5 protein-coding genes are annotated in these 13,060 nt (G+C 62.2%); 2 read left to right on the top strand and 3 right to left on the bottom strand.

Annotated features, from left to right (window positions below; genetic code table 11):
• Positions 1 to 18 precede the first annotated feature (18 nt).
• The 3 genes from FHS84_RS01445 to FHS84_RS01435 form a co-directional block, all read right to left on the bottom strand.
• On the bottom strand, positions 19 to 4,506 hold the full coding sequence (locus FHS84_RS01445) for an Ig-like domain-containing protein (RefSeq protein WP_166929538.1): 4,488 nt from the start codon (positions 4,504 to 4,506) through the stop codon (positions 19 to 21).
• Between the two features lie 139 nt (positions 4,507 to 4,645).
• Positions 4,646 to 7,012, bottom strand: a complete 2,367-nt coding sequence (locus tag FHS84_RS22010; protein WP_166929535.1) for a glycosyl hydrolase family 17 protein — start codon at positions 7,010 to 7,012, stop codon at positions 4,646 to 4,648.
• 98 nt (positions 7,013 to 7,110) lie between these two features.
• Positions 7,111 to 10,782: a M10 family metallopeptidase gene (locus tag FHS84_RS01435; RefSeq protein WP_166929531.1), complete on the bottom strand. Its 3,672-nt coding sequence runs from the start codon at positions 10,780 to 10,782 to the stop codon at positions 7,111 to 7,113.
• Positions 10,783 to 11,114: 332 nt separating this feature from the next.
• Here FHS84_RS01435 and FHS84_RS01430 point away from each other — a divergent pair, with 332 nt between their 5' ends.
• Complete coding sequence (locus FHS84_RS01430) at positions 11,115 to 12,023, top strand: manganese catalase family protein (RefSeq protein WP_166929528.1); 909 nt, start codon at positions 11,115 to 11,117, stop codon at positions 12,021 to 12,023.
• A 277-nt stretch (positions 12,024 to 12,300) separates the two neighbouring features.
• Entirely contained in the window at positions 12,301 to 13,038 is a 738-nt protein-coding gene (locus FHS84_RS01425) for a SapC family protein (protein ID WP_166929525.1), read from the top strand.
• The last annotated feature ends 22 nt before the right edge of the window (positions 13,039 to 13,060 follow it).

Here is a 13,060-nt window from a genome sequence, read left to right as displayed (position 1 = left end):
CGTTGGAGAGCGAAGGCTTCAGCCGCCTGCGGTGGCGAACAGCTTGTAGCTGCCGGTCCCGGTGTCGTTAGCCGAGGCGACCAGATAACACGTGCCGGTCGACAGCGCCGTGAAGCGGATCACCGCGTCGTGGTTGGTCGAGTCGTTGGCGTAAGTGAGCTGAACCCCGTGCGCATCGCAGATCGACAGGAACGGATCGGCCAGGGTGCCGTTGCCGCCGTCGACGCCGGAGAGCGTGAAGGTATAGGTCTGACCGGCTGTCACACTGACCGCGAACCAGTCCTTGTCGCCCGTGGTGCCGATCGTGTCGGTCACACTGCTACCCACCGTCAAATCGTGATTGGTCTGCTCCGAGCCGAAGGCGCCGTTGGTGGTGCGGTGCTCCCAGTAACCGTTCTTCAGATAGTGCTCGGTGACATCGGTCGCCGTGAAGCCGCACGTCCCCAGATCGGTGTTGTTGATGAGATAGGCCACCGGATCGAAGGTGACCTTGCGCCCTTCCCAGAAGCCGTTGCGGATGTAGTGTTCCTCGGCCGCCTGCACATCATCGCCAAAGGCACCGATCAGATCGTTGTAGGAGGCGATATAGGCGAGGGCATTGAACGTGACCTTGCGCCCTTCCCAATAGCCGTTGCGGATATAGTGTTCCTCCGCAGCCGTCTTGTCGTTGTGGAAGGCGATCACCAAGTCGTCGTACGAGCAGACATACGCCAGGGCATCGAACGTGACCTTGCGATTCTCCCAGTAGCCATTCTTGATGTAGTGCTCTGCCGCGGCGGTCTTGTCGTCGTGGAAGGCGATCAAGAGGTCGCTGTACGAACACACATACGCCAGCGGATCGAAGGTCACCTTGCGGCCCTCGTAGTACCCGTTCTTGAGATAGTGCTCCTCGGCCGCGGTCTTGTCGTCGTGGAACGCGACGACCAGGTCGCCATAGGAGCAGATATAGTTCAGCGCGTTGAAGGTGGTCGTACGCCCTTCGGCGAAGCCGTTGTTGAGATAATGCGAAAGGCCCCATTGCGCGTCGTCGCCGAAGGCCTGAATGAGGTCCTTGTACGACGCGATATAGGCCAGCGGATCGAACGACTGCGCCTGGAAGTCGGCCATTGAGAGCGTCCGGCCGTCGCTGAACTTGGCGAACTCCATGCCGTAGGCGATGTCGCTGCCGTCGGGGCCGAATACGCTGTAGAATTCCCCGTTGGTATTGGAATACCACTGCACCACGTACTGGTCGGGGCGTCCCGAAAGGACCATCGTGTCGGTGCCGGCGCCGCCTACGAGCGAGTCATTGCCGCGTCCGCCGATCAGCGTGTCGTTGCCGTCGAGACCGTAAAGGGCATCGCTGCCGTCGCCGCCGTCGAGCACGTTCGCACCGGCGTCGCCTTGCAGAATGTCGCCGTAGGAGCTGCCGATCAGGTTTTCGATGTTGACGAGCACATCGTTGTTGTTCGAGCTCGGGATGTCGTGCTTGATCCCGCCGGTAAGATCGGCGTTCACCGCCGTGGCATTGCCGGCATAGCTGACGGTGTCGATGCCGGCGCCGCCGTTGAGCGTGTTGGTGCCGCCGCCGCCCGTCAGCGTGTCGTTGCCGTCGAGGCCGAAGATCGCGTCGTTGATGCCGGTGCCGGCGAGGATGTCGTCGCCGGTCGAACCGGTGATGGTATTGGGGACGGTGGTGAAGACGATCGAGCCCTCGTAGGAATTCCCGGCGAGGTCGGTGATCGCCCCGTGATCAAACGTCACCGTGCAGTCGTGGCCGGCCGGAATCGTGCCGGTCGGGTTGATGGTGACGGTCGTGCCGGACACCGCAACCTGAGCGGTGTCGGTGGCTGCAATCGTCAGCAGCACGGCGCTCGTCTGGGCGTCGCGGACGGTGATGTTGCCGGTGCCGGTCTTCATCGCTTCCGAGAACGTCAGCACCAGGTTGGTATCGGTGGCGACACCGACATTGTAGTTGGCCGGCGTCGACGAGATCAGCTGCGGCGGCGCGGTGTCCGCAATGAATGCGGTGGTGAAATTGTACGCGGTCGGCGAGGTGATGCCGGCATAGGCATTGCCCGAAAGGTCGGTGATCGCGCCGGCATCGATGGTGATGTAGTAGGAGGTCAGGCTTTCGAGCTGCGCATTCGGCGTCAGCGTGATCCTGTTGGCCGAGATCGTCACCTGCTGGCTGTTGGTGATGTCGAGCGTCGCGACCACGGTGCCATCGGCCTTATGGAAGACGATGTTGCCGGTTCCGGCTTTGACGTTCTCGGAGAAGGTCAGCGAGAAGCCGGATTGTTCGAGCACGTCGGTGGCGTCGTCTTTCGGGTACTGATCCGTCAAAGTCGGCGCCGTGCGGTCCGTCGACACCTTCTGATCGGCGAACTGCAGATACTCGACGTTGCTGAGGCTGTCGGTGCCGTCGGGTCCGGCGACGGTCAGCGTGGTATCGCTGGTGAAGGTGATGGTGTAGTCGGCCCGGTTGCCGGAATAGAGCACCGTATCCGCACCGGCGCCGCCGTCGATGATGTCGTTGCCGCCGTTGCCCTTCAGCGTGTCGTCGCCGCCGCCCGACTTGAGGTTGTCGGCTCCGGCGCCGCCGATCAGCGTGTCGTTGCCGCCGAGCGTGGTGATGTCGAAGCGCCCGTCGGTCTCGGCCGAACCGTCGATGTCGTACTTGTCGGGATAGTATGGCACAGGGCTATCGTCGCGATAGCGGATGGTGAGCGTGGCGCCGGCGGCGACGTTGCCGTCGTTGAACTGGATCTGGGCGTCGCTGTTGCTGAGCAGCAGCGTCTCGACATTGGTGATCCGGTTCGCCGCAAAGACGTCGAGGCCCGAGCTGCTGTTGGAATAATAAACCGTATCGCTGCCGGCGCCGCCGTCGATCTGATCGCGCAGCTCGTCGCCATCCATGAAGATGATGTCGTCGCCGTCGCCGGCTTTGACCACGTTGGTGCCGCGCGACATCAGGATGCGGTCGTTGCCGGCGCCCGCGTCGATGGTATGGGTGCCCGTGCCGAAGGGGGCGCTGATCTGGTCGGCATAGGCGGTGCCGATGACATTCTCGATCGACGCATATTTCGGGGAGGAAAGTTCGATGCCGATCCCCGACGTGCAATGGGAAAAGTCGATCGTATCGTTGCCGTCGCCGCCGTCGAGCGTGGCATAGGCAAGCTGGGACGTGCTGTAGTCGCCGCCGTAGACGAACGTGTCGTCGTAATTGGTTCCGACGAATCCTTCGATCGAAATATAGGTGTCGTTGCCGATGCCGGTGGCGCCGGTCACGACCGGATTGGCGCCACGCATATCGATGGTGACCCCGGTGGTCGAATCGGCGAGCGACACCCGGTCGAAGCCGCTCCCGCCGTCGAACGTGTTGTCGGAGGCGTTGCCGACGAAGGTGTCGTTCTGGCCGGTACCGATGACGTTTTCGATCGATTTCAGCGTCGACCACAGACCCGAATTGGCGTCGATGTGCTGCGGGCCGGTCTGGCTGAGATCGACGGTGGCCGAATAGAGCCCGGCGCAGTTGAGCGTGTCGATGCCGGCGCCGCCGTCGATGGAATTGGCGCCCGAGGTGACGGAGAAGGTGTTGTTGCCGCTGGTGCCGATCAGGGTGCCGGAACCGTAGACATTCTCGATGTTGCGGATGGTGTCGGTGCCGAGATTGCCGAGCGACTGCGCCGTGGTCAGGTTGAGGTCGAGCGTGACGCCGTCGGCCATGGTGCCGAGATAGAGCGTATCGGTGCCCGCACCGCCGTCGATGGTATCGTTGCCGCCGCCGCCGCGCAGCGTGTCGTTGCCGGCGCCGCCGGTCAGGATGAACGCGCCATCGGTTTCCGACGAACCGTCGAATTTGAGGGTATTGCCGGCGCCGAGCGCCGAGGCATCGACCGTCAGCGTTTCTCCCGCCGCCAAGACGGAATCGCTGTAATAGGTGGTCAGGGAATAGTTGTTTCCCGCACCGAGCTTGATCTTCTCGATGCTCTTGATCCAGGTCGTCAGCGGAGTGCCGGTGTAGCTCTGTGTGGCGCCGGGAAGCGGTCCGGAAAGGTTGAGCGTGTCGTAGCCGCTGCCGCCATCGATGGAGGGCAGGAACTGACTGCTGCCATTCAGCGTCACGTTGAACGTATCGTCGCCGCCGAAGCCGTAGAACGAGATTAGGCTGCCGGATCCGGTGAAGGTGTCGTTGCCGCCGAAGAACAACGAATTCATCTGGGCGGTGTTGCCGCTGGTGATCGCGCTCCACACCGTCGCCGCCGACAGGCTGAAGCCCGACCAGGTCTGCGAGGCCATGCCGATGCCGGTCGAGTTGGAGATCGACAGTCCGGTGATGGTGCCGCCGCTGACGTGGCCGTTCGAATAGGTCAGTCCGGTGCCGGTGACGGTGATGCTGTAACCGGTGTCGGAAAGGGTGAACGAGGTCGCGCTTTGCGACGTCAGCGGTGTCGATGCAATGACCGACAGGTCGGAATCGTAGAACCCATTCCCGCCCGAAACGAGATTGGTCACCGTTGTCATGAGGCCCCCCTGAGGCTGTCGATGGCTCTACCGGCACATTATGTTGGTAGCGGTAAATTGTATACCGGCGCGGTGTCGCGACATGGTAGATCGGCACCCGTGTTACGCGACAATGTTGGTTAATCCGCGGGGGCGGTCTTCAGCCGCTGCCTGCCGCCGCGAGCAATTTGTAGGTACCTGTGCCGGTGTCGTTGGCCGACGCGACGAGATAGCAGGTGCCGGTCGACAGCGCCGTGAAGCGGATCACCGCGTCGCGATTGATCGAGTCGTTGGCGTAGGTGAGCCGGACGCCGTGCCCATCGCAGATCGCCAGGAACGGATCGGCCAGCGTGCCGTTGCCGCCGTCGACGCCCGAAAGCGTGAAGGTATAGGTCTGACCCGCCGTGACGGCGACCGCGAACCAGTCCTTGTCGCCGCTGGTGCCGATCGAATCGGAGGCAGTACCGCCGATCGCAAGGTCGTGGCCGGTCTGTTCCGAGCCGAAGGCGCCGTTGGTCGTGCGGTGCTCCCAATACCCGTTTTTGATGTAATGCCGGCTGACATCGCTGGCCGTGAATCCGCAGGACCCGAGATCGCTGTTGTTGATGAGATAAGCCACCGGATCGAACGTCACCTTCCGGTTTTCCCAATAGCCGTTGCGGATGTAGTGCTCCTCCGCCGCAATGGCGTTGTCGCCGAATGCGGCGATCAGATCGGTGTAGGAGGCGATGTAGGCCAGGGCATTGAAGGTGACCTTGCGCCCCTCCCAGAAGCCGTTGCGGATGTAGTGTTCTTCCGCCGCCGTCTTGTCGTTGTGGAACGCGATCAAAAGGTCGTTGTACGAGCAGAGATAAGCCAGCGGATCGAACGAGACCTGCCGGCCTTCCCAATAGCCGTTCTTGATGAAGTGCTCGGCTGCGGCGGTCTTGTCGTTTCGGAATGCCAGTAGAAGATCGCTGTAGGAGCAGACATAGGCGAGCGGATCGAACGTGACCGTCCGGCCTTCATAGCGTCCGTTCTTGAGGTAGTGTTCGGTTGCCGCCATCTGGTTGTCGCTGAAGGCGACGATCAGGTCGCTATAGGACGCGACGTAGGCGAGCGCGCTGAATCCGATCGTGCGGCCCTCCGAGAGGCCGTTGTTGAAATAGTGTCTGGCGCCCCAAACCGGGTCGTCGCCGAACGCCGCCATCAGATCGCTGTAGGAGGCGATGTACTCGAGGGCCTGGAGCGGACTGAACGATTGCGCCTGGAATTCCGCCAGGGTCAGGGTCTGTCCCGACCCATCGAACGAAGCCCGCTCGATAGCGGTCAGCGTGTCGGTCTTACCGGTGCCGATCACCGTGCTCGTTCCGGCGCTGGTCGTGATGAAATAGTCCGATGGTCTTCCGGTAAACGCCGCCGTGTCGGTTCCCGCGCCGCCGTCGAGCGTATTGCTGCCCGCTGCGCCGCGCAGCACGTCGTTGCCGTCGTCGCCGAACAGCACGTCGGCGCCGCTGGTGCCGGTGAGGGTATCGTTGCCGGCCAGGCCTTCGAGCCAAGCGCCGTTGCTGCCGGTCCCGGTCAGCGTGTCGTTGCCGGTGGTCCCGCTGGTCCATGGATTGAAGGATGTCAGAGCGCCCTTGGCCGTGCGGTTGTCGCCATAGAGCCCCCAATGGCCGCCGACATCGCCTTCGCCGCTGCCCGATTTCCACGGCTCGTCGTAGGCTTCGAAGCCGAAATAGGGGATGGCGTTCTGTTTGGCGGCAATCAGGAAGTCATGCCAGTAGCGCTGCTCGTTTGCCGCGCTGGGAACCGCTGCGCCGCGGGCCGATCCCGCCGACGGCCAGCCGGTCTCGCTGATGACCACCGGCTTGCCGGGATAAGCCGCTGTGAGCTTCTGATAGATCTGCACCACGTAGGCGACGGCGGAGTCGATCGCGACGTTTTCCCAGAACGGATAGATGTTGACGAAAATGACGTCCACCGCGTTGCCGAGTGCGTTCGCGGCGTTGCCGGAGAGATAATTGCTCCAAACTTCGGCGGTGGTGAATTTGATCCCGGCGGGCGAGGCGGCACGCACCGCGTTGATATTGGCTACGATGGTGTCGACCGAGAAACCTTGACTGAGGATCGCTTCGCTGCCGACCACGACGAACGGAATCTTGGTCAGGTCGACGCCGCTCGAATTCAAGAGTGCCTCGAGCGCGGCGATTTCGGCGGCGTTGGCGGCCGGCGCCCAGGATTGGGCGACATTGGACAGATAGGCCGACGGGATCGCCTCGATCCCATAGGTTTTGGTCGCTTCGGCGACGATGGTGTCGAGTCCGTTCTGCACCGAAAACACGCGCAGCGCGTTGCCCATCGCCTTGAGCGCGGGAAGGTCCTGCTCCATCTCCGCGATGGTCGGATAGATGCCGTAATTGGGGTTCTGGTTGCCGCGGAACGGGCCGTAATCCACGCCGCGAAAGGCGTCGTTGATCGATGCGATCCATTCGGTCGTTGTGCGGATGTTCTTCCCCGCACGTGCTGTCGTTCCGATAGTGTCCATGGTTTCCCCCAAGCATCATCGGCGGGCGAATAATACCGCCGATGCGCCTCCGGCCGCCATGGCGGCCGGATTTGCAGTTCAATCGCAAGTGCTCGTTTTCAACCTGCTGTGGCGAGCAGCGTGTAGGTGCCGGTGCCGGTATTGTTTGCGGATGCAACAAGATAGCAGGTACCGGAGGTCGTGGCCGTGAAATGGATCACGGCGTCGTGATTGGTGGAATCGTTGGCGAACGAGACCTGCGTGCCATGGGCATCGCACAGCGCCAGGAACGGATCGGCGAGAGTGCCGTGTCCGCTATCCACGCCTGCGAGCGTGAAGGTGTAGGTCTGACCGGCCGTAACGGCGACCGCAAACCAGTCCTTGTCGCCGGTGGTACCGATGGTGTCGGACACGCTGCTGCCGATTGAGAGATCGTGATTGGTCTGTTCCGAACCGAACGCGCCGTTGGTGGTGCGGTGCTCCCAATAGCCGTTCTTCAGGTAATGCTCGGTTGCGTCCGTCGCGGTGAAGCCGGCGGTGCCGAGATCGCTGTTGTTGATGAGGTAGGCGACCGGATCGAACGTCACCTTGCGGCCTTCCCAGTATCCGTTCTTGATGTAGTGTTCTTCTGCGGCCACGGCATCGTCGCCGAACGCGCCAATCAGGTCGGTGTAGGAGGCGATGTAGGCCAGGGCATCGAACGTGACTTTGCGTCCTTCCCAGAAGCCGTTCTTGATGTAGTGCTCTTCGGCTGCGGTTTTGTCGTCGCGGAACGCAACCAGGAGGTCGCTGTAGGAGCAGACATAGGCGAGCGCGTCGAACGAGACCTTGCGGCCCTCCCAATAGCCGTTCTTGAGATAGTGTTCTTCGGCCGCCGTCTTGTCGTCGTGGAACGCGATCACCAGATCGTTGTAGGAGCAGACATAGGCGAGCGCGTCGAACGAAACCTTGCGGTTTTCCCAGTATCCGTTCTTGATGTAGTGCTCCGCCGCCGCCGTCTGGTTGTCGTTGAAGGCGATCAGAAGGTCGTTGTAGGAGCAGACGTAGGCCAGCGGATCGAACGAGACCTTGCGGCCTTCGGCGTATCCGTTTTTGATGTAATGCTCCGCGCCCGCCGTCTGGTCGTCGTGGAACGCCACGATCAGGTCGCCGTACGAGGCGATGTAGTTAAGTGCGTTGAAGGTGATCTTCCGGCCTTCGGCCTTGCCGTTGGCAAGCCAGTGTTGCAGGCCCCACTGGGCATTGTCGCCGAACGCGCCCATCAGGTCCTTGTAGGAGGCGATATAGTCGAGCGCATCGAACGCGGCTGTTTGGAACTGCGCCATGCTCATCGTCTGATGCGTGGCGTCGAACGTGGCCTGCTCGACGTTGGTGATCGCGTCGGTCGAATCCGTGCCGCCGACCGTATAGCCGCCGCCGTTGGTCAGGACGTAATAGGAGCCCGGATCGAGCGCGTACTTCACTGTGTCGGTGCCGGCACCGCCGTCGAGGACGTTGGTGCCTGGACCGCCGAAAAGCGTGTCGTTGCCGCCGCCGCCGCTGAGCACGTCGTCGCCGATTTCGCCCGAGAGCACATCATCGCCCGAGCCCGTACGCACGGTGTAGTTTTCCACCGCCGTTATTTCGAGGCGGGACGACCAGCGGGTGTCGCCGGGCGCAAGTACGAGATAAGTCAGCGACTGGCCGGTAGCGTCGTAGCCGACGGTCAGGTTCTCGGTATCGGTGGAAAGGTCGATGATCGCACGGTCGGTGCCGGCGCCGCCGTCCCAGCTATTGGTGTCGTGGACCAGGGCGTTGAAGGTGACCGTATCGTCGCCCGATCCGGTGTTGAGGCGGAGAATTTCGATATTCTTGAAGCTGGTGCCGTTCGGCAGCACTGCCGCCGTACTCGATCCATCCGTGAAGGTCAGGTTGACCGATTGCGTCAGTCCCGAGTACCACAGCCTCAGCAGGTTGGTGCCGGCGCCGCCGTCGATGTAGGAGTTCGCTCCCCGGTCGCTGAAGGAGTCGTTTCCGGCACCGCCGATCAATGTGTTGGAGCCGAGGCCGCCATTGAGTTCCTGGCCGGTGCTGGAGGCATAGAACGTGTCGTCTTCCGCGCCGCCGTCGAAGATGCCGTGGTCCGTGCCGGTGTAGACGGTCACCTTCTGGACGTTGGTGAAGTCCGGCGTGTAGGAGTACACGCCCGCCACGTTCCGGAAGTCGACGATGGCGGTATTGGTGCCGCCGCCGCCGTCCCAGACCGACGTCATGATGCTCGAAGTGGCGACGAACGTGATGGTGTCGTTGCCCGATCCGGTCTTCAGATTGAGCTTATTGATACCTTTGAGGCGGGTTCCGTCCGGCAGCACGACGGCCGTCGCGGAATTCGGCGTGAAGGTGAAGGCGATATCGGCCGTGGCCGCACTTTCGTCGAGTTTGACGGTGCAGGCGTTGTTGCCGTCGACATAAGCGCCGGCCGAAACGGTCAGCGTCCCGCCGTATGTGGAGCCGATCACGCCCTTGATGCCGTCCATCGAATAGGATGCGTATCCGATTTTTTGCGTGGAGCTGCCGCCGGTGAGATCGAGGTTGAAATCGTTGACGGAGATGTTGGCGAGGCTGATGATGTTCATCCCGGCGCCGCCGTGCAGTACGACGTTCACACCGGCATTGGTGGCACCGAGAACGAAGACATCGTCGCCTGTGCCGCCGTTGACCGTCGCATTGCCGCTGCCGAGATAGATCGTATTGCCGTCGTTGTTGCAGGTGACGACGTTGGTGCCTTGGCTGCATTTCAGGGTGTCGATCTTGGTGCCGTAGGCGATGGCGATATTGTTGACCAGCCCGCCGGCGCTGCTGAACGCTCCGCCAACGAGGTTGACGGTCGCCGCCGAGGAGTATCCCGACAGGTCGAGCGTATTGCCGGTTCCCGAGTCCCACAGGGTGACGACCGGGGTGTTGTTGGTGCTGAAATCGAAATAGGGCTTGAGCGCACCGGTGAGATTGCAGTTGAAGCCGAAAACCTGGCCGCCCGAGAGCGGGGTGGTGGTCGGCAGGCCGTAGAGGCGCTGGATCGCCAGGATGTCGAGCGGCATCCAGGTGGTCGGGTAGTTGTAGCCCCAGTCCGTACCGGTGACGGGGTATTGGTTGTAATAGGTAGCCTTGGTCTGATCGACGTCGATATACGACATCAACGTCCACTGCCGGGTGTCGTACTGGCTGAACTGCTGCTTGGTCTCGTCGACATCGCCGTTATAGGGGCCGGCATGGCCGAGGCCCAGCGCGTGGCCTTCCTCGTGCAGGAAGGTCATGATCGGATAGCCGCCGGAAGTGTCGAAATTGTCGGAGATCGGCCCGAAGCCGGCGACCGAGGTCTGGATCGATATCGTCGCGCTCGTGGTCTGGAGCAGCACCGAGCCACCGGTCTCGCCGGCGCCGGTCTCGCCGGTCATGCTGGAGTTGGTTTGGGCGCCGTCGGTGCCGCGCTTGAACGTGATCTTGGCGCTGGCGCTGCTCGTGGTCTCCACGAACGAGATGTTGGCCACCGCAGACCACAGCGCCAATCCGCTCGCCAGCATGGTCTGTTCGAGCGTCGTCCAGTTCGAGGCGGGATCGAAGTAATAGGCGATGGTGCCGCCGGCGGTGCCCGCGGCGGAACTGCCCCATTTGTGGGAATTGGTGTAGCCGCCGCCGTAGTCGGCTGGGTTGGAATTCGGGTTCCAGGCGCTGAAGGCGTAAAGCGGCAGAGTGCCGTCCGCGTTGACGCCCGAAATGAACGCAATTTCGTCTTGAGCAGTGTAGGTCGGCATGAAATCCCCCCAAAAAGCAGTCGGCGCATCGCGCCGCCGGTTACTTTAACCCAGTTTCCGCCGCCGCGCCTTGGCGTTTCGCAGCATGGTCCCGGAAAGGTTTATGTTTCTGGTGCAAATATAAGTATGGCCGATCGCCGCCAAGCCGCGCGCCCCCCTCCCGAAAACACCGGACGATAGCGCAGTCTGCGACGGCAGCGCGAAAACGTCGGCGGAGATCGTTTTGTCATGTTGGCGGCGGCGTGGGCGCCGCGGTCGGCAACAGGGGGGCGTGCCGGGCGTTGGGTTGATGGGCGGCGTGGCCGCACAACCTTTCGAGAAGGACCCCTCCCGTGTTCATGCATAACAAGAAACTGATGTATACGGTGCGCGTCGGTGAAACCAATCCGGCGCTCGCCAATCTCATGCTGGAGCAGTTCGGCGGCCCGCAAGGCGAGCTGGCGGCGGCGATGCGCTATTTCACCCAGCATCTGGCCGAGGATGATCCGGGCCGCAAGGACATGCTGATCGACATCGCCACCGAGGAGCTGTCGCATCTCGAAGTGATCGGCAGCATCGTCGCCATGCTGAACAAGGGCGTGAAGGCGGAACTCTCCGAAGGGGCGCTGGAAGAGGCGGAGCTGTACGTGGCGCTCGGTCAGGGCAACGACAGTCATACCACGGCGCTGCTCTATGGCGGCGGACCCGCGCTCACCCATTCCGGCACCGTGCCGTGGACGGCGGCCTACATCGACTCCATCGGCGATCCGACCTGCGACTTGCGCTCCAACATCGCCGCGGAATCGCGCGCCAAGATCATCTACGAGCGGCTGATCAACGTCACTGACGACCCCGGCGTGAAAGAGGCGCTCACCTTCCTGATGACCCGCGAAATCGCGCATCAGAAGTCGTTCGAAAAGGCGCTCTACGCCATCGAGCCGAATTTTCCGCCGGGCAAGCTGCCGGGCGATCCGCGCTACGCGTCGAAGTACTACAATCTTTCGCAAGGCGATGCGCGGACCAACGGCGATGCCGAGGGCCCCTGGAATACCGGTGACCAGTGGGAAAGGGTCGACGACCCGCAGGCCCAGGTTGCGGTCGATGGCGGCGACGGCCGCGCTTCGGTGAAGCTCGATGCCGCGGACAACAAGACGTTGCGCGCTATGGCCCGCCGCACCAAGTCGATGACGGACCACGACGTCGTCACCGGGGCCGATCTCGGGGCAGGTCCCGGCGCCGGCAAGACGGCCAAAAACTCCTGAACCAGGACCTCTTTGTGAAGAGGGCGCTCCTTCGGGGCGCCCTTTTTGTTGTCTTCGGTATTGGCGCGTTTCGTCTTTTCGCGATGCAGCAAATGCATCTTATTATGATTATATGACGCACCTCCGCGCCGATTTGGACACTTTCTTCCGTTGTGTCAACGCGGCCTGCCACGCTACGGTTCGCTGGAAGGGCCGGAGCGGTCCGTCCGTCGGGGGCAATCCAATACGGAATTACGATAACAACGGCGCCGTGCGTCGGGCCGAACGGGAAGGTGTCATGAAACAGTTGTTGATCTACGAGAACATTAAGCCGCTGAACCAGAACGATCACGGCGAGTTGTCGCTGAAGCGCACCAGCGATGTCAGCTTTGCCCGCGAGGTTAATGCGGTGCCGCTGATCGGCAGCGAATTCCTGCCGGCGAGCGAGGAATATCCGATCGTCTTCACGCGCACCAACGAAGGGGTGATCCCCTCGGTGATTTTGGGCGTGCGCGACCGCGAGAATGCCTTCGTGACCAAGGAAGGCGGCTGGGATGCGCGCTACGTGCCGGCGTTCGTCCGCCGTTATCCCTTCGTGTTCGGCACCGACGAGAAGGCCGAAACCTTCACGCTGATGATCGACGAAGCCTATCCCGGCCTCAACAAGGACGGCGAGGGCGAGAAGCTGTTCAACGCCGACGGCAAGCTCGGCCCGTTCGTCGAGCAGACGGTGGAGTTCCTCAAGGAATTCCAGGTGCTGTTCGTGCGCACGCGCGAATTCGGCGACAAGCTCGACAAGCTCGGCCTGCTCGATCAGGTCGAAGTGAAGACGCCGCTGCCGAACGATCCCGAGCGCAAGGTCAACGGCTTCATGGTGGTGAACCGCGAGAAGCTGAAGGCGCTGAAGGGCGACACGCTCGAAAGCCTGATGAAGACCGACGAACTTGAGCTGGTCTTCATGCACATGCTGTCGCTGCGCAACATCGCCCATGTGGTCGAGCGCGTGATCAAGGCGGACGAGGCCAAGAAGGCCTGATTTCGCCGCAGCATCGATTTGC

Origin of the sequence: Rhizomicrobium electricum, from assembly GCF_011762045.1 — a bacterium.
Classification (GTDB): domain Bacteria; phylum Pseudomonadota; class Alphaproteobacteria; order Micropepsales; family Micropepsaceae; genus Rhizomicrobium; species Rhizomicrobium electricum.
This window is presented reverse-complemented; position numbering and strand designations above follow the sequence as displayed.

Coding starts and splice junctions, on each gene's coding strand:
- FHS84_RS01445 (WP_166929538.1), bottom strand. CDS start 4,506: ATGACAACGGTGACCAATCTCGTTTCGGGCGGGAATGGGTTCTACGAT.
- FHS84_RS22010 (WP_166929535.1), bottom strand. CDS start 7,012: ATGGACACTATCGGAACGACAGCACGTGCGGGGAAGAACATCCGCACA.
- FHS84_RS01435 (WP_166929531.1), bottom strand. CDS start 10,782: ATGCCGACCTACACTGCTCAAGACGAAATTGCGTTCATTTCGGGCGTC.
- FHS84_RS01425 (WP_166929525.1), top strand. CDS start 12,301: ATGAAACAGTTGTTGATCTACGAGAACATTAAGCCGCTGAACCAGAAC.